This is a genomic window from Halomonas sp. YLB-10 (assembly GCF_003856855.1).
Lineage (GTDB): Bacteria > Pseudomonadota > Gammaproteobacteria > Pseudomonadales > Halomonadaceae > Halomonas > Halomonas litopenaei.
Genome location: NZ_RRCU01000003.1, coordinates 242683 through 269391 on the forward strand (window position 1 = coordinate 242683; position 26709 = coordinate 269391).

A 26709-nucleotide genomic window follows, 5' to 3' on the forward strand; every position below is an offset into this window, starting at 1 on the left:
AAGAGGCAAGGTTTTCGATGGCCGGTTGTCAGGCGATGGGCTAATCTGCAAGAATTCAAACAGGCGTTTTATTACAACCACACTTCCTCTCATCGCTCTCCAAGGAGAACCGCCCATGCTCAGCCTGCTCCTGCTCATCTTTGCGGTCGTTGGCCTGATCGCCATCGCCCGCCGCGAGGCCGGGGCCGCGCCTGCCGCCGCCCTGCCCGCTATTCTCGGGGTCGCGGGCCTGGTCCTCGACGCCGAATTCGTCGGCGTACTGCTGCTGATCACCGCCGCCGCCATCGCCGTCTGTGGCCTGCCGGCGCTGCGCCATGGCTGGCTGTCGCCACGTCTGTTCGCCATGTTCAAGAAGGTCGCCCCCCGCGTATCGGATACCGAGCGTACTGCACTTGAGGCCGGCAGCGTGGCCTGGGACGGTGAGCTGTTCTCCGGCCGCCCTGACTGGCAGCGCCTGCTCGACTTCAAGGATGACGGCCTCAGCGACGAGGAACGCGCCTTCATCGACCATCAGTGCACCGTGGCCGCCGGCATGTGCAATGCCTGGGACATCGCCCGCGAGCGCGCCGACCTGCCGCCGGAGCTGTGGGACTACCTGAAGAAGGAACGCTTCTTCGGCATGATCATTCCCAAGGAGTACGGCGGTCTCGGCTTCTCGGCCAAGGCCCAGTCGGCGGTGCTGCAGAAGCTCGCGGTCAACGAGACCCTGATGTCCACCGTGGGTGTCCCCAACTCGCTGGGTCCGGGTGAGCTGCTGCTCAAGTACGGCACCCAGGAGCAGAAGGACCACTATCTGCCGCGCCTGGCCGACGGCCGCGAGATCCCCTGCTTCGGCCTGACCGGCCCCCGCGCCGGCTCCGACGCCACTTCGCTGCCGGACGTCGGCATCGTGTGCAAGCAGGAAATCGACGGCAAGGAAGTGCTGGGCCTGCGCCTGACCTTCAACAAGCGCTGGATCACCCTGGCGCCCATCGCCACCGTGGTCGGCCTGGCCTTCCGCATGTTCGACCCGGACCACCTGCTGGGCGACACCGAGGACCTCGGCATCACCTGCGCGCTGGTCCCGCGTGACACCGATGGCATGGAGATCGGCCGCCGCCACCACCCCATCGGCAGCCCCTTCATGAACGGTCCGATTCGTGGCAAGGACGTGTTCGTGCCGCTGGACACCATCATCGGTGGCCCCGAGATGGCCGGCGAAGGCTGGCGCATGCTGATCGAGTGCCTGTCGGTCGGCCGCTGCATCACCCTGCCCTCAGGCGCTACCGGCACTGGCCGCTACGCCATCGGCTGGGCCGGCGGCTTCGCCCGCATCCGTCGCCAGTTCAATGTGCCGGTGGCCGAGATGGAGGGCATTCAGGAGCCGCTGGCACGTCTTACCGCCAAGGCCTACATCGCCCAGGCGGCGGTCTACCAGACCGCCAACACCATCGACCACGGCCAGGCGCCGGCGGTGCCATCGACCATCCTCAAGAGCCAGCTGACCGAGTTCCAGCGGGACATCCTGGCCGACGCCATGGACATCCACGGCGGCAAGGCGGTGACCCTGGGCCCGCGCAACTACCTGGGCATCGGCTACAGTGCCAACCCGGTGGCGATCACCGTGGAAGGCGCCAACATCATGACCCGCAACCTGATGGTGTTCGGTCAGGGCGCGATTCGCTGCCATCCCTACGTGCTGGAGGAACTGGCGGCCAAGGATGCCGATGACGCCAAGGCCTTCGACCGGGCGTTCTTCCGTCATGCCGGGCTGATCTTCGGCAACGCCGCCCGCGCCCTCACCATGGGCCTGGGCATCGGCAAGCCGTCCTGCCCCTTCGACGAGGTCGCCCGCCCTTACGCCCAGGACGTGGCCCGCCTGTCTGCCGGCTTCAGCCTGTGCGCCGACGCCGCCATGGCGAGCCTGGGCGCCGAGCTCAAGCAGCGCGAGATGCTCTCGGCGCGTCTGGGTGACGTGCTCTCCAACCTCTATCTGGTGAGCATGGTGATCAAGCATTGGCACGAGGGTGACAAGGTCGAGGGCGAGGCGGAACTGATGCACTACGCCTGCCGCTTCCTGCTCAATCGCGCCGAGACCGCCTTCGTCGAGGTCTTCGACAACCTGCCCAACCGGGCGCTGGGCAAGACCCTGAAGGTGCTGGTGATGCCGCTGGGCCGCCGCTGGGCACGCCCCCACGACGACCTGGCCCGGTCCATCGCCCGTGCGGTGTCCACCGACAGCGCCCTGCGCAAGAAGCTCTTGGTCGGCGCCTGGGACAGCAACGACCAGGTCCAGGACAACCCGGTGGCGCGCTACAACGCCCTGCTGGAAACCCAGGACCGCGCCGAGGTGCTCTATCGCCAGATCAACAAGGCGTACTCCAAGGGCAAGCTGCCGGTGCAGGCGCTGCACCCGGAAGAACGCCTGGAAGCCGCGCTCGAGGAAGGACTGATCAGCGAGGAGGATGCCGACTTCATGCGCAAGCGCGAGGCCGAGGTGCTCGACATGCTGAGCGTGGACGACTTCGCCTTCGACGCCTTCGTCACCGACAAGGAAAAGATGAACCACCACAACGTCACCGCGTAGCGCCGACGTTTCGCGTACCACCACGACGCCCGGGCCCAGCCCGGGCGTTTTCCTTGGCCGTTATTGCAGCGGCCAGACCAGCATGATCAGCGGGATGGCGACCACCATCACCACCAGGGTCAGCGGCAGGCCAAGGCGCCAGTAGTCGCTGAAGTGATAGCCCGCGGGGCCCATCACCAGGGTGTTGGACTGGTGGCCGATGGGCGTCAGAAAGGCGCAGGAAGCGCTGATCGCCACCACCATCAGGAAGGGGTCAAGCGACAGCTCGAAACCGCTGGCGAGACTCGCCGCGATGGGCGCCATCAACAGCGCCGCCGCCGCATTGTTGATGACGTTGGACAGCAAGGTGCTGACCATGAAGAGCCCCGCCAGCACCAGGATGGGCGGCCACTGGCTGCCAAGCCCGAGCATGGCATCGGCGATCAGGCCGGCCCCGCCGCTGGACTCCAGCGACTGCCCCACCGGAATCATCGCCCCCAGCAACACCACCACCGGGCCGTCGATGGCACGGTAACCTTCGCGCAGCGGCAGCACCCCCACCAGCAGGGTGACCAGCGCGGCCAGCGACAAGGCCACCGCCGCCGGCAGCAGATCGAACAGCATGGCCGTGATGGCGACGGCAAAGATGCCCACCGACAGCGCAAGCTGGCGCGGCTGGCCGAGGGTCAGGCGCCGGTCTGCCAGCGGCAGGCAGCCAAGCACCGTCAGGCTCTCGCCCAGCCCTTCGGGATCGCCCTGCAGCAGCAGCACGTCGCCGGGCCGAAAACGAATATCGCGCAGGCGCTGCTTGAGGCGCCCACCGTCACGGGCCACCGCCACCAGGTGCAGGCCGTACTGATGGTGCAGGCGCAGCTCGGCGGCGGTGCGGCCACTGATGGCGGCGTCGTTGCGCACCACCGCCTCGATCAGGTGCAGGTCTTCGGGGGCCTTGTCGTCCTGGCGCTCGTCGCCGTCCTCGGTGCCCCGCGCCGCCTCTCGGGTCTCGTCCAGGGTGACACGGCGCTCTCGCGCCTGCTCGTCCTCGTCGACCAGTTGGCGGGTACGCTGGGCCAGTGACGCGGACCCGGCATTGCCGTCTGCGTTCAACGGCTGGGCCGACGTCGATGCGGCCGCTGCGTTGCCCGAGGACCGCACCTGGTCATCGCTGTCGGCCTGCTCGGTGTTGGTTGGCTCGGTGTTGGTTGGCTCGGTGTTGGTTGGCTCAGTGTCGCTCTGCTCGGCATCAGGATCCGGCGCCTCCTCGGGTGTCAGACCGACCCGCAGTCCGGCCCGATCCTCCAGCGCCTTGAGCTCCTCGGGACCGGCCTCCAACAGCAGGATGTCGCCCTCCTTGAGCACCCCATAGAAAGAGTGACCGGCGTAGCGATGACCGCCCCGCACCAGCGCCAGCACCGGCACGTTGTCGTCGAGCTTGCGCCTGAGCTTGTGCAGCGACCAGCCCAGGGCCTGGGCATCGGCGTCGACCCGTACCTCCACCAGATAGTGGGCGGTATCGAACATGGCGTCGCGGCTGGCCTGGCCGGTGCGCCTTGGCACCAGGCGCCAGCCCAGCAGCACGATAAAGGCAACCCCGGCGACTGCCACGGCGCCGCCTACCGGGAAGAAGTCGAACATGCTGAAGCGCTCGCCGGCGACGCTGGCGCGGTAGCTCGAGATGATGATGTTGGGCGGGGTGCCGATCAGGGTGGTGAGGCCACCCAGCAGCGAGCCGAAGGCCAGCGGCATCAGCAGGATCGACGGCGAGGTATCGTGTTCGCGCGACATCCGCAGGGCCACCGGCAGCAGCAACGCCAGCGCCCCCACGTTGTTCATGAAGCCCGACAGCACGGTGACAAGGCCGGTCAGCGCCAATAGCTGGTACAGGAGCCTGTCGCCGACCTTGAGCACCTGGGCGGCGATCACGTCCACCACCCCGGCCCGCTCAAAGCCACGGGACAGCACCAGCACCGCCACCACGGTGATCACCGCCGGATGGCCAAAACCGGAAAAGGCCTGGTCGGCCGGCACCAGCCCCAGCACCACCGAGGCCAGCAAGGAGGCCAGCGCCACCAGATCGAAACGAAACCGCCCCCAGACGAACGCCGCCAGCGTCAGCCCGAGCACGATAAATACCAGAAGACTGTCGTCCATGCCGGCCCCTCCCTGGGCGGCGCCCTGACGGGCGATTGCAGAGTGCTGGAGGTCGCGAAAGCGTCACCGAGAAAGCGCCAGGGTACCGCTGATTCAGCGTAGCCTAAAACACCTTGTCAGCGCGCCTAGGAGGGTTCGACGAAGGGCAGGCTTCGTCAACGAGCTGGGGTTCGGCAAAGGGTTAGGGTTCGTCAAAGGGCAGCGGTTCATCGCCGCGACGGACCTCGAACACGTTCAGCGTCATCGCCACAAGGGCGTAGTAGCCAAGCACCCCGACCAGTTCCACCACGGCCTCCTCGCCGAAGGCCTCCACTGCCCTGTCGTAGGTGGCCTGATCGACGCGCCGATGCTGATACAGCACGCTGGCCAGGCGATGGACGATGACTTCATCGCTGCGCTCGAAGGTCGGTTGACGGCCTTCTCGCAAGGCCTCGACCACCGACTCGGACAGCCCGGCCTTGAGGGCGATGGGGGCGTGGATCTGCCACTCCGCCTGGGACTTCCACCAGGCCGCGGTAGTCAGGATGGCAAGCTCGGTGAGGCGCAGCGGAAGCGAGGTATGGTAGCGACAGAAAGCCCCCAGGCGCTGGGCATGGTCGGCAAGCTGCGGGCTGTGCACCCAGGCCAGGAAGGGACCATCGAGGTTGCCGCGGGGGCCGCTGAGAATATCGTCGAGCACCCGACGCTGCTCCGCGCTCATGGTGGCGTCGTCAAGCTCGGGCAAGCGGGAACGAAGGGTCATGCTGTCATCCTGTACGTGGGAAAAAAGGTAGCAAGCCCGCCCCTTGGCGGGCCTGGTGTGTCAGTGGTGTTGCGCGGGCCGAAGCGCCAGGCACGGACTCAATGGCCCATCTGGCCAAGCGCTTGCTGCAAGGCGGCGTCGAGCTTGTCGACGATCTCGTCGAGATGATCTTCCTCGACGATATAGGGCGGCGCCAGCAGCACATGGTCTCCACGGCGTCCGTCCAGGGTACCGCCAGCGGGATAACACATCAGCCCCTGGTCCATGGCGGCGGCCTTGACCGCGGCGTTGAGGCGCTGGTCGGGGTCGAAGGGCTCCTGGCTGGCCCGGTCCGCCACCAGCTCGAGTCCCAGAAACAGACCGCGTCCGCGAATATCGCCGACGTGCGGGTGGTCGCCGAAGCGCTGCTCGAGGCGAGCACGCAGCGCCTCGCCCCTGGCCCGCACCTGCTCAAGCAGGCCGCGTTGCTCTACCGCGCGCTGCACCGCCAGCGCCGCGGCGCAGGCGGTGGCGTGGCCGATATAGGTGTGGCCATGCTGGAAGAAGCCGGTGCCCTCGGCGATGGTGTCTCGGATACGCGCACTGGCCAGGGTGGCGCCGATGGGCTGGTAGCCACCGCCCAGGCCCTTGGCCACGGTCAGAAGGTCGGGGCTGACGCCTTCCTGTTCGCAGGCAAACAGGCGACCGGTGCGCCCCATGCCGCACATCACTTCATCGAGAATCAGCAGGATGCCGTGACGATCACAGATCTCGCGCACCCGCCGAAAGTATCCGGGCACCGCCGGCACCGCGCCAAGGGTCGCCCCCACCACCGGCTCGGCGACGAAGGCCATGACCCGGCGTGGCCCCAGCCGCTCGATGGTGTCCTCGAGTTCCACCGCGAGTCGCTCGCCGTAGGCTTCGGCGCTTTCGTCCGCGCGCTGGCCGCGATAGGCGTAACAGGGGCTGACGTGGGTGGTGTCGGCCAACAGCGGTTCGAAGGGACGCCGACGCCAGGCGTTTCCGCCGGTGGCCAGCGCCCCCAGGGTATTGCCGTGGTAGCTCTGGCGCCGGGCGATGACCTGGGTGCGCTCTGGCTGGCCGATCTCGAGAAAGTACTGGCGCGCCATCTTCAGCGCCGCTTCCACCGCTTCGGAACCGCCGGAGACGAAGTAGACGCTGCCGATGCCCTGGGGCGCGCGATCGACCAGGAAGTCGGCCAGCGCCTCCATCGGCTCCGAGGTAAAGAAGCTTGAATGGGCGTAGGCCATGCGCTTGACCTGTTCGCTGATCGCGGCCTGCACCTCGGGATCGCTATGCCCCAGGCAGGACACCGCCGCGCCGCCACAGGCATCGAGGTAGCGCTTGCCTGCGGCATCGATCAGATAGGGCCCATCGCCTGCCACCGCGGTGGGATAGGACGCCTTGAGGTGGCGGTGAAAGACGCGGCTCATGGAACCTCCAGCGGGTAGATACGACATCGCATAAATGCAAATATTAAATGCATTCTATTTTTACACAATGCATATTTGCAAATCGTGTCTACGCCTCACCGGACAGACGCCCGCCAAGCTGGCACACTGGCCCGCTCGTCATTCAAGGAGACGCCATGCCCTCTCGCGACTCGAAGCCCGCCACCAAGCCACCGACCGAGCGGAGCGCTCGGCACCGCCCTGTTCGCCTCGGCGAATCGAGCACCCTCGGCGACCTGAAGGAACTGGCGGCGCAGATCCAGGCCGGTGACGGCGACGTTCGCCTGGGCAAACGATCGTTGCGGGTGCTGATGGCGCTGCTGGAGTCGCCGCAGGCGAGTGCGGTGGCCTCGATCAGCGAGCTGGCCGGGCGGCTCGAGGTGAACCCCTCGACCTTGACCCGGCTGGCCCAGCGCCTGGGCTTCGACGGCTTCGGCGAGCTGCAGGCGGTGTTTCGGCGGGATCTGGCCGACGGCGGCGAGCACTTCTACAGCGACCTGGCCTCGAGGCTGTCGACCGATCGCGACCAGGGTCAGGGTGTCGCCCGGTTGGCCCGGCTCGGACGCCAGGAGAGCGCCAACTTCGCCGGCCTGCTCGAGCGACTCGACGCCGATGACTACGACCGGGTGGTCGAGCTGCTGGCCCTCGCCCGTCGGGTCAGGGTCCACGGGCAACGCCAGTTTGCGTCGCTGGCGCAGTTCATGGCCTATGGGCTTGGCATGCTGCGTGCCGATACCGGGGAGCTGGATGCGGGACACCAGGGGGTGGCCGACGCCCTGGCGCAACTGGATGAAGGGGACCTGCTAGTGGTGATCAGCTGCTTTCCCTACACCACCAGCGTGCTGGAAACCGCACGGGTGGCGGCGCGGGCGGGGATTCGGGTGGTCGCCCTGACCGACAGCGAGTCGTCTCCACTTGCCCGGGTCGCCGAGTACCGTTTCCTGGTGCCTACCGACAGCCTGTTCTTCTCCAACGCCATGGGCGCCTTCTTCCTGCTGGCCCAGGGCCTGCTGACCGAGGTGGCCGGTCGCCTGGGCGACGAGGGACTGGCCGCCCTCAAGCGGCGCGAGAGGATGATTCGCGAGCTGGGGGCGTCGCTGTAGCGCCAGGCAGAACCGACGGCGAGCAGGGCAGCCGGTACGCAAGCCACTCCGCCGTCAGGCCGACGCCTCCCTGAAATGAAAGCGGGCCCGCCAACTTGGCGGGCCCGCTCTGTCCGGAGGACAGATTCGATCAGGAAGACAGGGATCGGCAATCGATCGCTCAGGGCAGCAGCACGGTAGACCCGGTGGTCTTGCGTGACGCCAGGGCGTCCTGGGCCTTGCCGGCCTCCGCCAGGGCGAAGCGCTGGGCCACGTCGATCTTCACCTTGCCGCTCTCGATCATGTCGAACAGCTCGTCGGCCATGTCCTGCAGCCGCTCCGGGCTGTCGGCGTAGCCGTTGAGGCTCGGCCGAGTGACGTAGAGCGCGCCCTTCTGGTTGAGGATGCCGATGTTGACCCCCTCGACCGGTCCGGAGGCGTTGCCGAAGCTGACCATCAGGCCGCGCGGCTTCAGGCAGTCCAGCGAGGTCTCCCAGGTGTCCTTGCCGACGCTGTCGTAGACCACGTCGACCATCTCGCCGCCGGTCAGCTCGCGCACCCTTTCGACCACGTCTTCCTTGGTGTAGTCGATGGTCGCCCAGGCGCCGTTGCGCTTGGCAAGCTCTGCCTTCTCGACGGAGCTGACCGTGCCGATCAGCTTGACGCCCAGGGCCTTGGCCCACTGACAGGCAATCGACCCCACCCCACCGGCGGCGGCGTGGAACAGGATGGTCTCGCCACCCTGCAGCGGGTAGGTCTGACGCAGCAGGTACTGCACCGTCAGCCCCTTGAGCATGGCTCCCGCTGCGGTCTCGCAACTGATCCCCTCGGGCAGCGCCACCACCTTGTCCGCCGGCAGGGTGTGCAGTTCGGCGTAGGCGCCCAGGGGGCCCTGGGCGTAGGCCACGCGGTCGCCTACCTGCAGATGATCGACCCCCTCGCCCACGGCGTCGACGACGCCAGCGCCTTCGGTTCCCAGGCCCGACGGCAGGGACGGCGCCGGATACAGACCGGTGCGGAAGTAGATGTCGATGAAGTTGAGGCCCACCGCCTCATTGGCGACGCGTACCTCGCCGGGGCCCGGCTCGGCCGCCGGTGTATCGACGAGTTCCAGCACCTCGGAATCGCCGGTGCGTGCGAATTGAATCCGCTTGGCCATGAAAGGCTTCCTTACGCTGCTAACGGGTATGTACGCCCAGTCAAGCGCTCTGCTCGACCTCGGTCAAGTCCAAACTGGATTTGCCGTCGGCACAGCCGTGGCCACGGGATCACTGTCGGCGCTTGACAGCTCCATTGATGTCTACGAGACTCATCAACTGTATACAGTTAACATATAAACATGGATACAACTTGTGTGGTGCACCGCGCTTCCCTTTGCTGAACGCCGTGAACGGTCCGTGGCAAACCCTGCACCCACCCTATCCAGCAACGAAAAGGACGCTGTCATGAAACATGCCCTGCTTTCCTCCGCCTCCATCCTCGCGATCACCGCCGTGCCGCTGTTCTCTGCCGTGGCGATGGCGGATGACGGCGCCGCGGAAAACGTCGCCGAAGAGTGCCGGCTGACCATCGATTCCACTGACCAGATGCAGTACGACAAGAGCGAGCTGGGCGTACCCGCCAGCTGCGAGACCGTCAGTCTGACGTTGACCCACTCGGGCTCCATGGCGAAGAACGTGATGGGACACAACTGGGTGCTGGCCCCTACCGACGCCTATCAGGAGATTGCCTCCGCCGGCATGCAGGCGGGACTCGACAGCAACTACCTGCCCGAGGATGACCGCATCCTGGCCGCCACCGACATCATCGGCGGCGGCGAATCCACCAGCATCACCTTCGACACCGAAGGACTCGCCGACCAGGATCTGACCTTCTTCTGCTCCTTCCCCGGCCACTCCTCGATGATGAAGGGATCGTTCAGCCTCACCAGCGAGGGCTAGACAACTGCAAGGATCGACGGGCATCGATCCCTGACGGCGTGACCCGGGCCACCTCCGTTCTTGCTGCCCGCGAGCGGATCAACAACCACCTCGGCCCGGCAAGCGCCGACCCTTTGCCCAACGACGAAGCCCCGACCCTCGCCTCCAAAAGAGGTAAGGGCCGGGGCTTCGTTGTTGCTACCACTTCTACTAGTTCATAGCGTCCGCGGGAAGGACCCAACAGGTGCCCTTCCGTCGCTGATCACAACGTCCGCGGGAAGGACTCCAGGCCTCTGACAAAGCGGTTCTTGCCAGATCAATCGTTCGAACAGTGCCGTTCCCTTGAGAGCTTTATGCCGTCGTTGCTCATAGCGTACGCGGGAAGGACTCCAGGCCTCTGACGAAGCGGTTCTTGTAATCTTCGAACAACGCCTTGTCCTGCTTGAAGTTGGCCACCACGGAGGCTTCGTCCACGGTCAGGGTACGCGGCAGATTGTCGAGGCTGGTGGCCGTATGCTTGGGTCCCAGACCGATCTGCAGCTCGCCCGGCCCCTTGATCCAGCGCTGGATACCGGCGGCGCTAAACTCGGCCTTCTGGGCATCGCTGACCACGTCCACCCGCAGCGGCGCCCGCAGCGCCAGTTCGGCCACCAGGCGAAGGGCGGGATTCAGCTTGCCCTTGCCGGCCGGCTTTTGCGCCTCGCCCTGGCTATCGCTTTCCGCGCTTGTCTTGTTGCCGCCGTCGACCGCGCTTTCGGCGTCAGGATCCAGCGACGTCAACTGGGCCACATTCATGCTGGTACCGGCTTCGTCGCTGACCAGCAGGGCCAGGGCGATGGGACGGGACTGATCGTCCACCAGAGCGAGAAGCCGGGCGGCTTCCTGCTTGAACAGCACCCCGATGACGCCGGCGAAGGTGACCAGGGGGGCGATACCCGCCTGATGACCGTAGGCTTCCGCACACAGGCGTGCCAGGCAGGCTTCCCGCTGCTGGGGCTCGTTGATTTTGACGACCTTCATCACTGACCTCTAATTGCTGGCGCCGACCGGCGCTGACCCACTTGTCGAAACCGGCGAGACTAGCATATTCCAGGCAGCGACACCGCCCTCGGCGTACCGCTGCGACAGACGGGGTGTTCATGTCGTCGCCGTTCGGTCATCTTTGTGGCCCAACATGGAGGCGTGCAGCCTCTGGCTAGCAGGACGGTCATGTCCGATGATGACGAAAGCCGGTGCCATGTTGTGACGCCAAGCCAAGGAGAGCCCATGACGACATCTCGCACGCCCCTTATCGACCTGCCCCGCCTGATGGCGCATCGCGGCCTGTCGGCCCATGCACCGGAAAATACCCTGAGCGCCGTCCAGCTTGCCTGGGAAGCCGGTATCACCTGGGTCGAGCTCGATGTGCAATTGCTGGGTGATGGCACCCCGGTGATCTGGCACGACCCCGGCATGCGGCGCTGCTCCAACGGGCGCGGCAAGTTAAGCAAGCTGCGTCTGGAACAGGCCAGGGAATACGACGTCGGCGCCTGGTACGCCGAGCGCTTTCGCGGTGAGCGCATGGCGACACTCGACGACATGCTCAATCTGATCGATCGACGCGGTATGGCGGTCAACCTGGAACTCAAGGTGACCCGGGGGCGCGACCCGGAAGCGTTGGCCGAATCGGTGATCCCGCGTCTGCTGGAAGCGCTGCCATTCGAACGTCGACTGGTATCTTCCTTCAGCCCGGCGGCGCTCGATCACGCGCGCAGCATCGCATCACCCAGCCAACTCGCCCTGGGCGTCCTGGTCGACAAGATCGGCAAGAACTGGCGGCACGACATGGAAGCGGTGCAGGCCTACAGTCTGCACTGCGACTGGAAGAAGCTGAAGGAAGAGCGGGCTCGGGAGGTTACCCAGAGCGGCACACCGCTGCTGTGCTATACCGCCAATGATCCGGTGGCCTTCGCCAAGTACTGGAAATGGGGCGTGACCACCGTCATTTCCGATGACCCCGAACGCTTTGCCGACAAGACGTGACTTGCCAAGGCGTATCCTTGAAGCGGCTCTGGCACTGGCATGGCCCTGTATTAAAAAGCGACCTGTCCTGAAAGCGACCTGTCCAAACCTAGCGCTTGCTTGGCAGGCCAGCGGCCACTCGCTAGAGTGGGCTTGATACGTTGCTGCCAGCGAGCCACTTCATGCCCCAGGTATCTGACCTTCAGGTGTCACTTCACGACACAGACCGGCAATCGCTGTTTGTTCGTCGATGGCGTCCCGAGCCTGATACCCAGGGCGCGCCCATCGTGTTGCTGCATGACTCGCTGGGCTGCGTTGAGCTGTGGCGCGACTTCCCCGAAGCCCTGTGCCAGACCACCGGCCGCGAAGTGATCGCCTACGATCGACTGGGCTTCGGCCAATCCACGCGCCACCCGGACCGACTGACCCACACCTTTATCGCCGACGAAGCGCACCAGGCCTTTGCCGCGCTTCATCGCGCGTTAAAGCTCGAGGGTTTCGTTGTTCTGGGCCATAGCGTCGGCGGCTGCATGGCTGCCGGTATCGCTGCCCACTACGACGATTGCCAGGCGCTGATTACCCTGGCGGCCCAGGCCTTTGTGGAAGAACGCACGCTTTCGGGCATCCGACAGGCCCGCGATACGTTCGCCCTGCCCGGCCAGATCGAGCGCCTGGAGAAGTACCATGGCGACAAGGCCCGTTGGGTTCTCGACACCTGGGTAGAGACCTGGCTGGACCCCGACTTTCGGGGCTGGGCCCTGGATGACACCCTCAGGCGCGTTGCGTGCCCTGTGCTGGCGCTGCACGGTGACCAGGACGAATACGGCTCGCCAGAGCAGCCCGAACGCTACGCGCAACTACCTCAAGGGCCGTCACGGATGGTATTGCTGGTGGGGTGTGGCCACGTGCCCCATCGCGAGCAGCCTGACAGAGTCCTTGACTACATCACGAGCCTGCTGGGTGAGCAAATCAACGTAGATGATGGTGAAGAGCAAGGGACGCAATAGCGGATAATAGTACGCCTCATCGAACGGGCAATTGACAAAGACATTGCGCTCAAATGGCATATGCCGTCACTTCTTCGAGCGCAGAGGCTTGGTTGCCGCAGATGCGCGACGATAGCTCTTGCGCTCCTGGATAGTGCCATCGAGTCCGTGCACGTAAAGCTCACCGTGCTCCTTCCTGGCCGCGCGGCGCGCATATTCCACGGCTTCAGCCTTGCTCTCGAAAACCTTGCCGGCACGAGACGTGCCGCTGGTCTTTACTGCCCATCCCTTGTCTCTACTGACCACATGTTTGGATGTCACCTTCATGACCAAGCCCTCGACGCAGTTGCCATGGTGCCATCTGTACAGGGAAAGCTGTGGCACCCCCACAGTTTACGCCGGGCGCCGATATCGGACCATCTTCCTCAACCGATCAGGCGCAGAACCATCTCCATATCCAGATGCTGCTCGATGGCGTCGGCCAGACGGTCGAGCTGTCGCTCGCGGTGGGCGTCGAGGTCAACCCGGCGGGTGTCCTCGGGCGGGAGCCCGAGGCGGGCGAGCAATGCTTCGCAGGCGTCGGGGCCGTCGAACAGCCCGTGCAGATAGGTACCCATGATCTGGCCATCCTGGCTGACGGCACCTTCGTCTCGTCCTTCGAGACGCATCAATGGCCGTGAAAGCGCCTCGCCCCGGCTGACGCCCTGATGAATCTCGTAGCCGTGGATGCTGCAGCAGCCGTCGGCGGTGTCGATGCGCCCGCTGACCCGTTTCAGGCGTTTGTCGGGGCGCATGGTGGTGGACATGGCAAGCCACCCGAGCCCTTCGACGCCGCCGGGCTCGCCCTCGATGCCGTCAGGATCGTCGATCCATTCCCCCAGCATCTGAAAACCGCCGCAGACGCCCAGCACCCGACCGCCGTAACGCAGATGGCGCCGGATACGCTCATCCCACCCTTGGCTGCGCAGCCAGGCCAGGTCCGCCCGGGTGTTCTTGCTGCCCGGCAACAGGATGACGTCGGCATCGGGCATCGGCTGGTCGGGGCCGACCAGGCTCAGGCTGACGCGGGGGTGCAGGCGTAGTGGATCGAGGTCGGTGTGGTTGCTGATACGCGGCAGTGCCGGCACCACCACCTTGAGCATGTCGCCCCCCGCGTGATCAAGCCGCTGCTCCAGCGACAGGCTGTCCTCGGCGTCGAGCCACAGCCCCTGCAGGTAGGGAAGCACGCCGAGCACCGGCCTCGCCTCGCGCTCGGCCAGCCACTCAAGCCCCGGTTCCAGCAGCCCGATATCGCCGCGAAAGCGGTTGATCACGAAGCCCTTGATCCGCGCGTTTTCGGACGCGCTGACCAGCGCCAGGGTGCCGCATAGCTGGGCAAAGACGCCGCCTCGGTCGATATCACCGACCAGCAGTACCGGGCAGTCCACCGCCTCGGCGAAGCCCATGTTGGCGATGTCACCTTCGCGTAGATTGACCTCCGCAGGGCTGCCCGCCCCTTCGGCGATGATCACGTCGAAGCGCTCGGACAGCCGGCGATGGCAGTCCATCACCGTCTGGCGGGCGGTGGTCTTGTAAGCGTGGTAGTCCAGCGCGGCCATGCTGCCGTGGACGCGACCGGCCAGGATGACCTGGGCGCCCTTGTCGCTTTCGGGCTTCAACAGCACAGGGTTCATGTCGCTGTGGGGCGCTACGCGGGCAGCCTGGGCCTGCAGCGCGGTGGAGCGACCGATCTCGCCGCCATCCACGGTGACGGCACTGTTCAGCGCCATGTTCTGGGGCTTGAACGGGGCTACGCTGAACCCGCGCCGTGCCAGCATCCGGCACAGACCGGCGACCACCGTGGACTTGCCGGCATCCGAGGTGGTGCCCTGGATCATCAGCGTTGCCATGCTAGCGCTCCCTTACAGCTCGATACCCTTCTGGGCCTTGATGCCTTGATCCTTGAAGGCGTGCTTGACCACCTTCATCTCGGTGACGGTATCGGCCAGCTCGATCAGCGCCTGGGGCGCGTGGCGCCCGGTCACCACCACATGCTGCATCGCCGGTCTGGCCTGCAGATCGTCCAGTACCCGGTCGAGATCCAGGTAACCGTAGCGCAGGGCGATGTTCAGCTCATCGAGCAGTACCAGCGCGATATCGGGATCCTGAAGCAACTCGCGGGCCTTGTCCCAGGCGGCTTCGGCGGCGGCGACATCGCGCTCCCGGTCCTGGGTGTCCCAGGTGTAGCCCTCGCCCATGACGTGGAAGGCCACTTCGGGCTGGCGGCGATAGAAGGCCTCCTCCCCGGTAGAAAATGCGCCCTTGATGAACTGCACCACGCCCACCTTCATGTCGTGGCCCAGCGCCCGGGCCAGCATGCCGAAGCCGGATGAACTCTTGCCCTTGCCGGGGCCTGTCAGCACCAGCAGCACGCCCTGTTCCTTGTCGGCACTGGCGATGCGCTCGGCCATGATCCGCTGCTTGGCGGCCATGCGCCGGGCGTGGCGCTCGGGATCAACATTCTTCGGAGTCTGTGTCGTGGGGGATGGCGTCGTAGGGGACGTGTGCGTCATGGGAAACTTCCTTGGTGGGGCGCGGCGGATTAAGCGACGAGGCCACCCGCGGCATGAAGACGGCGGCGCCATCGACCTCGGCGACGCTCAACGGCTGGTCGTAGAGCCGCTCGAGGGCCGACGTCACCAGCATATCGTCGCGTGGCCCCCAGCAGGCCGCGCCGTCGGGATACAAAAGCAGCAGGTGGTCGCACCAGCGCGCCGCCAGATTGAGATCGTGCAGGCACATCACCACGGCGGCACCCTGGCTTGCCTGTTCGTCGAGCAGCGCCATGGCGGCCACCTGATGATGCAGGTCGAGGTGGTTGGTGGGTTCATCCACCAGCCAGATCTGCGGCGCCTGGGTCAGCACCGTGGCCAGGCTGACCCGCTGGCGTTCGCCGCCGGACAGGGTCGCCAGCGGCCTGTGGGCCAGGTGAGCGATATCGAGGCGTTCAAGCGCGCCCAGGGCGCGCTGGACGTCGTCCTCGCTTTCGTTCTGCCAGGCCCGGAGGAAGGGATGTCGGCCGATCAGCGCGGTCTCCAGCACGCTGGCCGGAAACTCGTCATGGCGCTCCTGGAACACCACGCCCAGACGCTGGGCAACGGCGCGCCGGCGCCAGTCAGACAAAGGCCGGCCATCAAGCCTCAAGCGCCCATGACGCGGCGCCCTGAGCCCGGCAAGGGTATGCAAAAGCGTGCTCTTGCCGGCGCCGTTGGGCCCGAGGATGCCCCAGCGACTGCCGGGCTCGATGGAAAACGACAGCGGCTGACCGTCCGCCCTGCCGGGCACGTCGATCACCAGCGCTTCGCAGGACAGCGAACAAACTGGCAGCGCCTGGTCGGTGGATGCGGGTCTGACAGCCATGAGCGCCCCCTATCCCTTGCCGTGGCTGCGATGCAGCAGGTAGAGAAAGCTCGGCACCCCGATCAACGCGGTGATCACCCCTACCGGCAACTGCTGGGGGGCGATCAGGGTTCGCGCCAGGGTATCGGCCAGGGTCAGCAGGCAGCCGCCGGCCAGCAGCGAGGCCGGCAGGATCAGACGCTGGTCGGCACCCAGTCGAAGGCGCAGCATATGCGGCACCATCAGGCCGACGAACCCCACCGATCCGGCGGTGGTCACCGCGGTGGCGGTGGCCAGGCTCGCCGCCAGATACAGTCCCCATTCCAGCGGGCGCACCGCCACGCCCAGCGCCAGCGCCTGCTGGCCGCCGCGGGCAAGCACGTTGAGGGTCCGCCCCAGTGGCACCAGCACCAGCGCCGACAGCGCGGCGATCACCAGTACCGGCCAGGGGCTGCGGGCGTAGGCCATGTCGCCCATCAGCCAGTAGAGCATGCCCGGCAGCTCTTCCACCGGGCTTACCGCCAGCAGGAAGGTGATGATCGCGCCCCAGCCGGAGGCCATGACGACCCCTGTGAGCAGCAGGCGCGCCGGAGACCAGCTGCCGCTGCCATGGGCCAGGCCAAATACCACCAGGATCGACACCAGCGCACCGGCAAAGGCCGAGGCCGAGACCAGCGCCGCGCCAAGGCCAGCCAGCATGGCACACAGCGCCGCCACCGAGGCCCCGCCGGAGAGCCCGAGCACATAGGGGTCGGCCAATGGATTGCGCAGCAGTACCTGCATCAAGGCGCCGGCCAGGGCCAGCAAGGCCCCGGTACCGAAGGCGGCCAGCGCACGGGGCAGGCGCAGCTCCCACACCAGGGTCTGGTGGAGGGGGCTGCCCTGCCCGGTCAGCGTCAGCCACAGCTCCATCGGTGACAGCGCGACGCTGCCCACCGACACGGCCAGCACCACCGACACCACACCGAGCAGAGCCAGCAGGCCCAGCGGACGACGTCGCCGGCTGGGCCGAAAGGTAGCGCTGGAGTCAGCGGCGTTCACGGGCAGCATCCAGATGTTGGCACAGGGCTCGGGTGCCCTCGACCAGGCGCGGCGTCGCCCGCTGCACCAGGTCGGGGTTGATGAAATAGAGGTTGTCGCGGACCACCGCGGTCATCTGCGGCCACTGGCGCCAGGCATCGAGCCAGGTGGAGTCCGCCTTGCCCATGCCGCCGGTGATGATGACTTCCGGGTCCGCGGCCAGCACCGCCTCCCGCGACAGTCGAGGCACCAGCGGCGCCTCGTCGGCGAATAGATTGACACCACCACAAAGTGACAGCGCCCGACTGATCCAGTGCTCACCGTTGACGGTCATCAGCGGCTGCTCCCATACCTGATAGAAGACCTCGACCGGTGCTGCGTCAACGTAGCGCTCGCCGAGGGCCGCTACCGATTCTCGCAGCTCTCGGGCCGCGGTGTCGCCGGTATCCACAGAACCGGCCAGGCGACCGAACCGCTCAAGCGTCGTGGCGATCTGCTCGAAGTTGGCCGCGTCCGAGCGGAACACCGGCAGGCCGAGTTCATCCAGGCGCTCAACCTGCTGGCCGGGATTGCCGCCGGCCCAGGCCACCACCAGGTCGGGGTCAAGCGCCAACAGCGACTCGAGGTCGAGTCGATCGTAGCTGCCCACCTGGGGCAGCGAGCGCGCGGCCTCGGGATAGTCGCTGAAGCTGACTACCCCCACCACCCGCTCGCCGGCCCCCGCCGCGAACAGCATCTCGGTGACACTGGGCGACAGCGCCACGATACGCTCTGCCGGCGCCTCCAGGCATAGCTCCCGCTCGGTGTCATCGACCACGCAGATGTCCTCGTCCCCGTCGGGCGAAGAGGACGCCATGGCGGCACTGGCCAGCGCCGACAGCACCAGGCCAGCGCTGGCCGAGACAAGCGAGCGGCGGATGATCACAGGTTGAAGCCGACGCTCAGGTAGGCGGCACGTCCGGGGTTTTCGTAGTCCCAGCCACCTTGAAAGGCAGACGCACGCGAGGTGGCGTACTCGCGATCGAAGACGTTCTCAAGCGTCAGGTTGGCCTTCCAGTCCGGCGCAAAGGTCCAGCCGGCGCGCAGGTCCAGGGTGCCGTAGCCGGCCAGACGCTCGTCGTTGTCGACGTCATTGTAGCGGTGGTCCTGGGCGACGAAGGAGGCCCCCAGATTCCAGTCACCCAGCTGGCGATCGGCGTCCAGGCGCAGGGTCTGGCTGGCGCGGCGAATCAGCTGCTTGCCGGTGTCACGGTCTTCCGGGTCGGTATAGGCGACGCTGGCGGCCAGGGTCCACTGGTCGAGCTCGAGCCCGGTGGCAAGTTCGACCCCACGAATACGCGCCTCGTCGACATTGAAGGGGGCAAAGCGGCCATCCCTCGACTCATTGGCGATCAGGTCGTCGACGTTGGTCTGGTAGAGCGCCAGATCCCAGTAAAGCCGCTGGTACTGACCACGCAGACCAAGCTCCCAGGTCTCGGACTCCTCGGGCTCAAGATCGCTGTTGCCAAAGCCGGGGAAGTACAGCTCGTTGAAGGTCGGGGCGCGGAAGGCGGTACCGTAGCTGGCGCGCAAGGTGTGCTGATCGTCGAGGGCGTAGCCCAGCGCCAGGTGGCCGGTGACCTCTTCATCGTAGGCCTCGTTGTCGTCGTGGCGCAGACCCGCCTGCAACGAGAACGGATGGAAGTCCATCAGTGCCTGGGCAAACACCGCCACGTTGTCGCGGCTGGTCTCTTCGTAATCGGTGGTGCTGTCGACCTTGTCCTCCAGATACTCGGCGCCGGCGATCAGCTCGTGGGCACCGAGCTGCAGGGTATTGTCCCAGCGAACGGTATGGGTCTCGGTGTCGAACTCGGTGGTGCTTCCAGGCCCAAAGTCGTTGGGCTCGGAGTGGTCCTCCAGCTCATCGCGGGCCTCGCTCAGGGTAAGACGCGACGACCAGATATCGGTCACCGGCACCTCGGCGTAGACACCGGCCACCTGCTGCACATAGTCGGAGTCGCCACCTTCGTATTCGTTGTTGCCGCGGGCACGCAGTCCCAGCAGCCCGAGGTTGGCGCCGTTGTCGAAGGTGTGGGACAGACTCACCAGACCCGAGGTGTTGTCGTAGGCCTTGTCCTCGCCACCGTCGCGAATCTCGGTGCCGTCGCTGTCCAGGCGGGTGGCGCTGAACTGGTAGGAGGTGCCACCCTCGCGGCCCGACAGACTGGCCGAGGCCCGCTGGGTATTGAAGGAGCCGGTACCGAGCTGCACGCTGGGCGTCGGTCCCTGTTCATCGGGCTTGTCGGTGAACAGCTGAACTACCCCGCCCACCGCGTCGGCGCCGTAGAGCGCACCGCGGGGCCCGCGTACCACCTCGATACGCTCGAACATGCGCGGCTCCAGGTACTGCCAGGCAGGCCCGCCATTGGTGGCCGAGCGCAGGCGGATACCGTCGATCATCATCACCGAGGCGGTGCTGCCGGTACCACGGATATAGACGCTCGCCTGCTTGCCGAAGCCACCGTTGGTGGAGATATCCACACCGGGCTGGCCACGCAGGGCGTCGGTAATGCTGACCGGATCGCGGCGCCTTAGCGCCTCTTCATCGATGACGCTGACGGAGGACAGCGACTGACTGGCGGTACGCGGCGAAAGCGTCGCCGACACCACCAGCGGGTCGAGTTCGGTGGCGGGCTCGGTGGTGGGCTCGATAGAGACCTGTTCGACGGAGGACGGCTCGGCGGTCGTCACGTCGGAGGAAGCGGACTGCTGGGCACTGGCCTGGCTCACCAGTAGCCAGGGGGCGGCGGCAAGGCCGACGCACAGACGCAGGCCACGGGAGCGGCAGGCAACAGAAAGACGAGCAGGGGCGAAGAAAGCAGACGACATGGTGTATCCCTTGGCACCGTGCGCACCCGCACGGCGTAGACCCTCGAAGGCCGAGGAGCGAACAGGGGACACAGAACGCTGGACAGGACACCCGGGAGCGTCAAGAACACCAAACTGACAGGCAAGCGCTGCGCGTCGGGACCCCACCGCCCCTTGGCATGGCTCTTCAGGCCGGTCTCCGGGCTGACGAGATGAACCATCGAAGCGTTTCGACGGTTCGGCGCGTTCGCCTTCCCGTGACTGGCTGAGCGGGACACAGGGTCCGGTCGCATCAGGGGTCAAGGACCCTGTCACAGTGGCGTGGTGAGCGCGCTTGACTCGATCACCGTTGCGGGGGCAGCGTCGGATTGGCACCGACTTCCCGTTTCACCCCTCGTGTCTACTTCTGGCCACGGCGTCTTGCGTCAGAAAGGACTGACGCCGTGGTCATGCTGGCACGTTTCGGGGCACCTGAGAGTGCGCGTAAGCTAGCAATCGGCACAGCGGGCGTCAACGAAAAGCGCCGTTCGGCTTGTTCGACTGGTTCGATGCCGGGTCTGTTCGCTCAGTCCGCTCGGCCCGCTGCGGTAGCCTCCTTCCCATCGAGCCGCATGGTCAGGCCATGGCGTACGTAGTGTACCTGGCTTGCCAGGCGCACCGCGTCCTGGGACAGCCAGCCCATCAGATCACGCAGGCGGCGCTGGGCCGGGTCCACCGGGACGATGCCGCGCCCCACCTCGTCAAGCACCAGCACGCGCCGTCCCGGCGAACTGGCCCAGCCAGTCAAGGCCTCGCGCCAGCGCCGGCCCAGCCGGTCATCGTCGGCGCTTGCTGACTCGTTTTCACGTTGGTTCTCAAGTTCGTTCTCTAGTTCGGCCTCGAGCCAGGCAAGCCAGCCGCTGATGACGAGGGTGTCGCCATCGTCGATGGCGGGACCAGCGCCCGCACCGGGCACCCGTCTCATCATCTCGTCGGCGTCGCGCCAGCGTGCCTCGGGGTAGCGCTCGGCTACCCGCTGACGCTTGCCTGACGCGGTACCGCCGATGAAGACGTGCATGTGATGCCCTCTGCCTGTCGAATGAGTGTCCAGCGCCGACCGGCGGCCTGACCGACGACGCCCTCCCAGAACGGCACGCCCTCGAACTCTCGGCGCAGCTCGCGGATCACCCCGCCGTGGGTGACCACCAGCACGCGCCGATGGCCGGCCTCGACGGCGGCATCGAAGATGGCGCCGAGGGCCAACGCCAGCCGGTCACGCAGGTCCTGGGCGGATTCACCACCGGGAGGCGCCAGCTCACCGGCGCTGTCGATCCACTCCCGGTAGACCGGATCGTCCTTGAGCTCTTCCCAGTTGCGCCCCTCGAACTCGCCGAAGTCGTTCTCGCGCAGGCGTTGGTCCAGGCGAGGCTCCGGCCAGCCACGGCCCTCGGCGATATGGGCCAGGGTCTGGCGGCAGCGGGTCAGGTCGCTCGACACCACAGCGTCGAAGCGCTCGCCTTCCAGTTCCAGGCGCAACCGATCCATATCGGCCAGGGCGTCGGGCATCAACAGCTCGATATCGCGCTGGCCCTGGTAGCGCTTGTCCAGGTTCCACTGGGTCAGCCCGTGGCGAACCACCACCAGCTCGAGACACACATCAGAAGCCATAGTTCTCCTCCCTCGATGGCACTGCCCAGCATATCGCCGTTGATGCCGTGAAAGGCTCGGATCATCCCCCGGGCGAAGACCCAGGTAAAGCCCCCGCTGGCGAGCAGAACCCCCACCAGCCCGGCTACGTTCGTCCCGCCCGGCTCCAGCAGCAGTCCCGCGGAAACCACCACCAGAAGAGGAACCAGGGCAAGCACCAGGTCGCGCCAGCCAAGGCCCTGCTGCCAGCTATGGGCGAGTCCCTCGGGCCGAGCAGCGGGTACGCCGATCAGCAGCGCCACCGCGCTGGCTCTGGCCAGGGCGGGTACCACGACCAGCCACAGCAGAGCCCCGTCGGTCGTGAGCCACCACCACAACAGGACCGCCTTCCAGGCCAGCAGGAACACCAGCGCCAGCACGCCAAAACTGCCGACCTGCGGGTCCTTCATGATCTGCCAGCGGCGCTCGAGCGGCGCATTGCTGCCCAGCGCATCGGCCAGGTCCATCACACCGTCCAGGTGCAGCCCACCGGACAGCGCCACCCACAGCGTCAGCAGCACCAGTGCCTGGATCGGCGTGGGCAGCGCTGAGGTCAGCGCGGCGGCCACGGCCAGCAGCACGCCGATCAAGAGCCCCACCAGCGGGTAGCAACGCGCCGCCCAGCGGCGGTTGGCGCCGTTCCAGTCGATCATCACCGGCAATGGAATCCGGGTCAGAAACTGGATCGCCAGCCCCAGCCCGGCCAGTGCCGGCAGCACTCGCGGCCTTTGATCACTCACTCGACTCTCCTCTACCCAGCCTGTTGCCCGCTCCTGCCCTCACGTCAGCGGGACGTTCCCCCGCCGGCTTCCACTCGATGGCCTGCCCCGCGACCACCTCCACCACCCGATCGGCGCACCGCGCCAACAGCAGGTGCAGACGCTGGAGCTCGCTCAGGTACCAGCGCACCAGGGCGTCCTTCGGCGGCAATTCCTCGTTGAGGTCGTTGGAGACGACCACCAGCGCGATGTCACGTCGGCGAGCGTCCGCGAGCAGCGCTGCTAGTTGGTTGAAGGCGTCTCTCGCCGCACCGCGCCGGGCGTCACGCTCAAGGCCGTCGGCAAACAGGCGCTGACTCGACCACAGCGTCAGGCAATCCAGCAGCACGGTGTCGCCTGTGCCCACCTGACGCCAGGCGACCAACAGGTCCTGCGGTGCCTCCAGCGTATGCCAGCGGCTGTCACGCCGGGCCTGGTGGCGCGCCACCCGCGTGGCCATCTCGCCCTCCTCGGCCCTGGCGGTTGCCAGGTACCAGAGCTGCCCCCGGGGCTTGTCGGCGTGGAGCGCCAGTGCCGCCTGTTCGGCAACGTGACTCTTGCCCGAACGCACGCCACCGCTGACAAAGGCGATCATCGGTTCTCTCCACGAGACTGGGCGTCGCCGAGCCAGTCGCCGAGCCAGTCGCCAAGCCATCTGAGCAGGCGATCATTGTCGGCTCGGCGCTGCAGCGCCACGCGAATCCAGGCGCCGTCCAACCCACTGAAGGTGTGGGTGTGGCGAGCCAGACAGCCATGACGGGCCAGATACGCTAACAAGGCTTCGCCATTGGCCTGCGACGGCTGGCCCGGCGGCCTGAACAGCACGAAATTGGCTTGGGAGTCCACCACCGTCAGGCCCAGATCGCGCAGGCCGGCCGTCAGATAGGCGCGCTCGGAGTAAAGCCAGTCGCGCGTGCGACGCGCAAAGTCGCCATCGGCCAGCAGCTCGGGCACTACGGCGGCAGCCAGGCCGTTGACGCTCCAGGCCACCTGATGGTGTTGCAGCGCCCGACAGCGCTGCGGGGACGCCACCAGATAGCCAAGCCGCAGCCCCGCCAGGGCGTAAAACTTGGTCAACGAGCGCAACAGCACCAGCGGCTCGCCCTGTTCCACCAGATCGGTGAGCGGGGCTTCATCGTCGGCAAAGTCGACGAAGGCTTCGTCGATGACCACCAGGGTGTCGCTGCGCCTGGCCGCGGCCACCAGCGCTTCCACGTCACTTCTGGGAAGGCGCGTGCCGGTGGGATTGTTGGGGCGACACACAAACACCAGATCGACAGGGGCAAGGCGCGCCGAGAGCGCCTCGACGTCCAGCCGAAAGTCATCTCCGCTGAGCTGCAAACGCTCGATCTCGATGTCGTTGAGTCGGCATGCCCGGGCGTACTCGGCGAAGGTCGGCTCGACGATCAAGGCGCGGGCGCGACGATAGGCCCGGGCCACCAGGTGGATCGCCTCGGCGCCGCCATTGGTCAACACCAACGACAGTGGCGCTATCCCCAGCGACGCCGCCAGAGCCGCCACGGCGTCCCGATACTCGGGGTCAGGATAGTGGCGCACCTCGTTCATGGCGCGGGCGAGCCAATCAGCAAGCCAGGCCGGCGGGCCCAGCGGATTGAGGCTCGCGCTCACATCCATGGTCGGTGTCACCGACGACAGGCCAAGTCTGTCGAGCAGCGCCGCGCCCTGGCCGCCGTGATCAGGCCAGCAAGAGCCCTGCCCCTGTGTTGGCGTCTGGCTCGCGCTTGTGTCGCTCAGGTGCCGAGTGTGGGTCGATGTCATCGCACGGCCTCCAGCACCAGGATGATCAAGGCCAGCAGTGTCAGCACGCCCGCCGTGCCGGCGTAGAGACAGCGAATCGCGGCGTCGATGTGACGCGCCTTTAACGTCTCGGTGGGCGTGCCCAGCCGCGCCCGGTCGCTGATCTGATCGCCGTAGCGGTTTACCCCGCCCAGCTCGACGCCGAGCAGATTGGCCACCATTGCCTCCGACCAGCCGGCGTTGGGACTGGGGTGAGCCGGTGCCTGTCGGCACGTCGCCGACCAGGCGCCGCGCCTGCGCAGCCCCGGAACCACCGCAGCAAGACACCACATGGCCAGCGCCGTCAGCCGAGCCGGCAGCAAGTTGACCAGATCGTCGAAGCGAGCCGAGGCCCAGCCGAACTCGCGGTAGCGATCATTGCGATGGCCGACCATGGAATCCAGAGTATTGGCGGCCTTGTAGGCCAAGGCCAGGGGCGCACCGCCGAGCAGAGCCCAGAACAGCGGTGCGGTGATGCCATCGACGGTATTTTCGGCCACGCTCTCGACGCACGCTCGGCTCACCCCTGCCTCGTCAAGCTCTCGGGTATCACGCCCGACGATGGCCGAGACCGCGCGCCGCGCCTGATACAGATCGCCCCTTGCCAGCGGTGTGGCCACCGCGCGGGCCGCTTGCACCAGGCCCCGGCAGGCAAGGCAAGTCCACAAAAGCAAGCCCTCCACCACCAGCGCCAGCCAGGGCGAGACGACACCGGCAAGGCCAATCGCCAAAGTGGCCAGCGTCCATGCAAGCCCCACCACCACCAGCGTGAGCACCACGCCCTTGGCTCGACGCGCCTGCGGCCTGCCACGGTTGAGCCGCGCTTCCAGGGCGCCGATCAGTCGGCCCATGCCAACCACCGGATGCGGCAGCCAGCGTGGATCCCCCAGCCAAAGGTCCAGCACCAGGGCGGCGAGCACCAACGCCAGCAACTCGGGGCTTAGTGGCGGCAGCGTCATGGAAACCACCACCCCCTGGCCGCGCTGTCGTCATCTACTCTCACGACGTCTGCTCGCCTCATGCCGACGGGCCACCCTCGACCCCGGCGTCGGCGAAGGTCGCCATCTCGCTGAGCATGGCGCAGGCACTGGCGAGCAGCGGATAGGCCAGGGCCGCGCCGCTGCCTTCGCCCAGGCGCAGGCCAAGCGACAACAGCGGCTCACCGCCGAGTGCGGCCAGCGCCTCACCGTGACCGGCCTCATCGCTGCGATGGCCAAACACCAGGTAGTCCCGCACGCCAGGCGCCAGCCGAGTCGCCGCAAGGGCCGCTACCGTGGCGATAAAACCGTCCACCAGCACCGGCGTGCGACCCGCCGCTGCGCCCAGGCAGGCCCCTGCCATGGCGGCGATCTCGAGCCCGCCCAGACGCGCCAGGGTATCGAGGGCGGTATCGCCAGTGCCCCGTGCCAGCGCCCTGGCGATGACCTTGCGCTTGTGGTCCAGACGCGCATCGTCGATACCGGTGCCACGCCCCACCACCTCCTCGGCGGAAAGGCCGGTAAAGGCGGCCAGCAGAGCGCTGCTTGCGGTGGTGTTGGCGATGCCCATCTCCCCCAGGATGACACAGCGGGCACCCGCAGCGCGGGCGCGCTCGACGGCACGAATGCCGACCTCAAGCGCCGCCTTTACCTCGTCGGGACTCATGGCGTCCTCGCAGGCAATATTGCCGCTGCCCGCGCGCACCCGTTCGAGCACCACACCCGGCACCTGGTCGCTGGGCGTGGCCACCCCAACGTCGACGACCTCGAGCCGGGCATTGATCTGGCGGGCAAAAACGTTGATGGCGGCGCCCCCGCGGGCGAAGTTGGCGACCATCTGGGCGGTGACCGAGGCCGGAAAGGCCGACACGCCTTCCGCCGCCACCCCGTGGTCGGCGGCGAACACGATGATGGCCGCAGGGTCGACCCGGGGTAACGGCTCTCCTGTCATCGCCGCCAGATCCGCAGCGAGCTTCTCGAGTCGACCCAGGCTGCCGGGGGGCTTGGTCAGGTTATCGAGACGAGCACAGGCCAGGCGGCGGGCCTCAAGGTCCAGCGAAGGAATGCGGCCAATATTGGTGGAAAGAGTTGAAGCAAGGGGCGAGTCGAGGGGCGAGTCAAGCGTCGAGGCGGGGGTAGAAGACGAGGACGAGGGCTGGTCACGCACGGCGATATCCTGATGGCACTAACGCCGCCCAGGCGGCGAATAAGAAAAAGACCGCCCGAGCCTTCAGACACGCGAACAGGCGGGCAACAAGCCGCCGAGCTTAGCAGATCACCGAAAGGCGATCTTCCCTCGGAAACGGATCCGAGATCGAGCGTCTATGCTGCAGGTCGTGCTGCAGGTCGTGCTGCGGGTCGTGCTGCGGGTCGCCTTGCCTCATTCAAA

24 protein-coding genes and 1 riboswitch are annotated in these 26709 nt (G+C 66.7%); of the genes, 5 read left to right on the plus strand and 19 right to left on the minus strand.

Translation table 11 applies throughout. The annotated features are described in order from the left end of the window. Positions 1-115: 115 nt before the first annotated feature. Complete coding sequence (locus tag EBB56_RS08480; RefSeq protein WP_124803891.1) at positions 116-2566, plus strand: acyl-CoA dehydrogenase; 2451 nt, start codon at positions 116-118, stop codon at positions 2564-2566. A gap of 60 nt (positions 2567-2626) precedes the next feature. Here the strand turns inward: EBB56_RS08480 and EBB56_RS08485 are convergent, their stop codons facing one another. From EBB56_RS08485 to EBB56_RS08495, 3 genes are all read right to left on the minus strand, one after another. After that, the gene (locus EBB56_RS08485; RefSeq protein WP_124803893.1) at positions 2627-4696 is read right to left on the minus strand and encodes an SLC13 family permease; all 2070 of its coding nucleotides are present in this window, start codon (positions 4694-4696) and stop codon (positions 2627-2629) included. Between the two features lie 181 nt (positions 4697-4877). Then, the gene (locus EBB56_RS08490) at positions 4878-5438 is read right to left on the minus strand and encodes a carboxymuconolactone decarboxylase family protein (protein WP_045994599.1); all 561 of its coding nucleotides are present in this window, start codon (positions 5436-5438) and stop codon (positions 4878-4880) included. A 98-nt stretch (positions 5439-5536) separates the two neighbouring features. Beyond that, on the minus strand, positions 5537-6871 hold the full coding sequence (locus EBB56_RS08495; RefSeq protein WP_124803895.1) for an aspartate aminotransferase family protein: 1335 nt from the start codon (positions 6869-6871) through the stop codon (positions 5537-5539). 155 nt (positions 6872-7026) lie between these two features. Between EBB56_RS08495 and EBB56_RS08500 the strand changes: the two genes are divergently transcribed. After that, on the plus strand, positions 7027-7992 hold the full coding sequence (locus tag EBB56_RS08500; protein ID WP_124803897.1) for a MurR/RpiR family transcriptional regulator: 966 nt from the start codon (positions 7027-7029) through the stop codon (positions 7990-7992). A 160-nt stretch (positions 7993-8152) separates the two neighbouring features. On the opposite strand, the gene EBB56_RS08505 is transcribed toward EBB56_RS08500, so the two are convergent. Further along, a complete protein-coding gene (locus EBB56_RS08505; protein WP_045994597.1) occupies positions 8153-9130 on the minus strand; it encodes an NADPH:quinone reductase in 978 nt (325 codons plus the stop codon). 286 nt (positions 9131-9416) lie between these two features. Here EBB56_RS08505 and azu point away from each other — a divergent pair, with 286 nt between their 5' ends. Continuing rightward, positions 9417-9911, plus strand: coding sequence for an azurin (gene azu, locus EBB56_RS08510; RefSeq protein WP_260425317.1), 495 nt, complete (start codon positions 9417-9419; stop codon positions 9909-9911). Between the two features lie 345 nt (positions 9912-10256). On the opposite strand, the gene EBB56_RS08515 is transcribed toward azu, so the two are convergent. After that, complete coding sequence (locus EBB56_RS08515) at positions 10257-10910, minus strand: hypothetical protein (RefSeq protein WP_124803899.1); 654 nt, start codon at positions 10908-10910, stop codon at positions 10257-10259. Positions 10911-11156: 246 nt separating this feature from the next. On the opposite strand from EBB56_RS08515, the gene EBB56_RS08520 reads away from it, so the two are divergent. Both EBB56_RS08520 and EBB56_RS08525 read left to right on the plus strand, forming a co-directional pair. Beyond that, complete coding sequence (locus EBB56_RS08520) at positions 11157-11912, plus strand: glycerophosphodiester phosphodiesterase family protein (RefSeq protein ID WP_124803901.1); 756 nt, start codon at positions 11157-11159, stop codon at positions 11910-11912. A 161-nt stretch (positions 11913-12073) separates the two neighbouring features. Then, positions 12074-12898 (plus strand): alpha/beta fold hydrolase, encoded by an 825-nt coding sequence (locus tag EBB56_RS08525; protein ID WP_124803903.1) that lies wholly within the window; start codon positions 12074-12076, stop codon positions 12896-12898. Positions 12899-12964: 66 nt separating this feature from the next. On the opposite strand, the gene EBB56_RS08530 is transcribed toward EBB56_RS08525, so the two are convergent. The 14 genes from EBB56_RS08530 to cobT all read right to left on the minus strand — a co-directional run bounded on the left by EBB56_RS08530 (position 12965) and on the right by cobT (position 26394). Next, positions 12965-13204 (minus strand): DUF2188 domain-containing protein, encoded by a 240-nt coding sequence (locus EBB56_RS08530; RefSeq protein ID WP_124803905.1) that lies wholly within the window; start codon positions 13202-13204, stop codon positions 12965-12967. Positions 13205-13302: 98 nt separating this feature from the next. Then, complete coding sequence (locus tag EBB56_RS08535; RefSeq protein WP_124803907.1) at positions 13303-14766, minus strand: cobyric acid synthase; 1464 nt, start codon at positions 14764-14766, stop codon at positions 13303-13305. Between the two features lie 12 nt (positions 14767-14778). Further along, positions 14779-15429, minus strand: coding sequence for a cob(I)yrinic acid a,c-diamide adenosyltransferase (cobO, locus tag EBB56_RS08540; RefSeq protein ID WP_124803909.1), 651 nt, complete (start codon positions 15427-15429; stop codon positions 14779-14781). After that, a complete protein-coding gene (locus EBB56_RS08545; RefSeq protein ID WP_124803911.1) occupies positions 15371-16276 on the minus strand; it encodes an ABC transporter ATP-binding protein in 906 nt (301 codons plus the stop codon). The genes cobO and EBB56_RS08545 overlap by 59 nt, the downstream gene beginning before the upstream one ends. 9 nt (positions 16277-16285) lie before the next feature. Next, entirely contained in the window at positions 16286-17305 is a 1020-nt protein-coding gene (locus tag EBB56_RS08550; protein ID WP_045994590.1) for an iron ABC transporter permease, read from the minus strand. Then, positions 17283-18200, minus strand: coding sequence for a cobalamin-binding protein (locus EBB56_RS08555; protein WP_260425318.1), 918 nt, complete (start codon positions 18198-18200; stop codon positions 17283-17285). The genes EBB56_RS08550 and EBB56_RS08555 overlap by 23 nt, the downstream gene beginning before the upstream one ends. Continuing rightward, on the minus strand, positions 18197-20143 hold the full coding sequence (locus EBB56_RS08560; protein ID WP_124803913.1) for a TonB-dependent receptor domain-containing protein: 1947 nt from the start codon (positions 20141-20143) through the stop codon (positions 18197-18199). Before EBB56_RS08560 ends, EBB56_RS08555 begins: the two co-directional genes overlap by 4 nt. A gap of 151 nt (positions 20144-20294) precedes the next feature. After that, positions 20295-20561, minus strand: a riboswitch (cobalamin riboswitch). A gap of 126 nt (positions 20562-20687) precedes the next feature. Then, positions 20688-21179 (minus strand): bifunctional adenosylcobinamide kinase/adenosylcobinamide-phosphate guanylyltransferase, encoded by a 492-nt coding sequence (locus EBB56_RS08565; RefSeq protein WP_045994589.1) that lies wholly within the window; start codon positions 21177-21179, stop codon positions 20688-20690. Continuing rightward, entirely contained in the window at positions 21131-21769 is a 639-nt protein-coding gene (locus tag EBB56_RS08570) for a histidine phosphatase family protein (protein WP_045994588.1), read from the minus strand. The genes EBB56_RS08565 and EBB56_RS08570 overlap by 49 nt, the downstream gene beginning before the upstream one ends. Beyond that, entirely contained in the window at positions 21721-22506 is a 786-nt protein-coding gene (gene cobS, locus EBB56_RS08575) for an adenosylcobinamide-GDP ribazoletransferase (RefSeq protein WP_124804237.1), read from the minus strand. Before cobS ends, EBB56_RS08570 begins: the two co-directional genes overlap by 49 nt. 13 nt (positions 22507-22519) lie before the next feature. Beyond that, positions 22520-23140 (minus strand): bifunctional adenosylcobinamide kinase/adenosylcobinamide-phosphate guanylyltransferase, encoded by a 621-nt coding sequence (locus EBB56_RS08580; protein ID WP_124803915.1) that lies wholly within the window; start codon positions 23138-23140, stop codon positions 22520-22522. Beyond that, a complete protein-coding gene (gene cobD / locus EBB56_RS08585) occupies positions 23137-24324 on the minus strand; it encodes a threonine-phosphate decarboxylase CobD (RefSeq protein WP_124803917.1) in 1188 nt (395 codons plus the stop codon). The genes EBB56_RS08580 and cobD overlap by 4 nt, the downstream gene beginning before the upstream one ends. Then, a complete protein-coding gene (cbiB, locus tag EBB56_RS08590) occupies positions 24321-25301 on the minus strand; it encodes an adenosylcobinamide-phosphate synthase CbiB (RefSeq protein WP_124803919.1) in 981 nt (326 codons plus the stop codon). Before cbiB ends, cobD begins: the two co-directional genes overlap by 4 nt. 58 nt (positions 25302-25359) lie before the next feature. Beyond that, on the minus strand, positions 25360-26394 hold the full coding sequence (cobT, locus tag EBB56_RS08595) for a nicotinate-nucleotide--dimethylbenzimidazole phosphoribosyltransferase (RefSeq protein WP_124804239.1): 1035 nt from the start codon (positions 26392-26394) through the stop codon (positions 25360-25362). Between the last annotated feature and the right edge of the window lie 315 nt (positions 26395-26709).

Excerpts from the sequence above, each read along its gene's own strand:
- EBB56_RS08495 (WP_124803895.1), bottom strand. The coding sequence starts at position 6,871 with ATGAGCCGCGTCTTTCACCGCCACCTCAAGGCGTCCTATCCCACCGCG.
- EBB56_RS08580 (WP_124803915.1), bottom strand. The coding sequence starts at position 23,140 with ATGATCGCCTTTGTCAGCGGTGGCGTGCGTTCGGGCAAGAGTCACGTT.
- cbiB (WP_124803919.1), bottom strand. The coding sequence starts at position 25,301 with ATGACGCTGCCGCCACTAAGCCCCGAGTTGCTGGCGTTGGTGCTCGCC.
- EBB56_RS08500 (WP_124803897.1), top strand. The coding sequence starts at position 7,027 with ATGCCCTCTCGCGACTCGAAGCCCGCCACCAAGCCACCGACCGAGCGG.
- EBB56_RS08515 (WP_124803899.1), bottom strand. The coding sequence starts at position 10,910 with ATGAAGGTCGTCAAAATCAACGAGCCCCAGCAGCGGGAAGCCTGCCTG.
- EBB56_RS08560 (WP_124803913.1), bottom strand. The coding sequence starts at position 20,143 with ATGTCGTCTGCTTTCTTCGCCCCTGCTCGTCTTTCTGTTGCCTGCCGC.
- EBB56_RS08535 (WP_124803907.1), bottom strand. The coding sequence starts at position 14,766 with ATGGCAACGCTGATGATCCAGGGCACCACCTCGGATGCCGGCAAGTCC.
- cobD (WP_124803917.1), bottom strand. The coding sequence starts at position 24,324 with ATGACATCGACCCACACTCGGCACCTGAGCGACACAAGCGCGAGCCAG.
- EBB56_RS08545 (WP_124803911.1), bottom strand. The coding sequence starts at position 16,276 with ATGGCTGTCAGACCCGCATCCACCGACCAGGCGCTGCCAGTTTGTTCG.
- EBB56_RS08485 (WP_124803893.1), bottom strand. The coding sequence starts at position 4,696 with ATGGACGACAGTCTTCTGGTATTTATCGTGCTCGGGCTGACGCTGGCG.
- EBB56_RS08480 (WP_124803891.1), top strand. The coding sequence starts at position 116 with ATGCTCAGCCTGCTCCTGCTCATCTTTGCGGTCGTTGGCCTGATCGCC.
- EBB56_RS08490 (WP_045994599.1), bottom strand. The coding sequence starts at position 5,438 with ATGACCCTTCGTTCCCGCTTGCCCGAGCTTGACGACGCCACCATGAGC.
- EBB56_RS08550 (WP_045994590.1), bottom strand. The coding sequence starts at position 17,305 with ATGCTGCCCGTGAACGCCGCTGACTCCAGCGCTACCTTTCGGCCCAGC.
- EBB56_RS08570 (WP_045994588.1), bottom strand. The coding sequence starts at position 21,769 with ATGGCTTCTGATGTGTGTCTCGAGCTGGTGGTGGTTCGCCACGGGCTG.
- EBB56_RS08505 (WP_045994597.1), bottom strand. The coding sequence starts at position 9,130 with ATGGCCAAGCGGATTCAATTCGCACGCACCGGCGATTCCGAGGTGCTG.
- EBB56_RS08565 (WP_045994589.1), bottom strand. The coding sequence starts at position 21,179 with ATGCACGTCTTCATCGGCGGTACCGCGTCAGGCAAGCGTCAGCGGGTA.
- EBB56_RS08530 (WP_124803905.1), bottom strand. The coding sequence starts at position 13,204 with ATGAAGGTGACATCCAAACATGTGGTCAGTAGAGACAAGGGATGGGCA.
- cobO (WP_124803909.1), bottom strand. The coding sequence starts at position 15,429 with ATGACGCACACGTCCCCTACGACGCCATCCCCCACGACACAGACTCCG.
- EBB56_RS08520 (WP_124803901.1), top strand. The coding sequence starts at position 11,157 with ATGACGACATCTCGCACGCCCCTTATCGACCTGCCCCGCCTGATGGCG.
- EBB56_RS08525 (WP_124803903.1), top strand. The coding sequence starts at position 12,074 with ATGCCCCAGGTATCTGACCTTCAGGTGTCACTTCACGACACAGACCGG.
- azu (WP_260425317.1), top strand. The coding sequence starts at position 9,417 with ATGAAACATGCCCTGCTTTCCTCCGCCTCCATCCTCGCGATCACCGCC.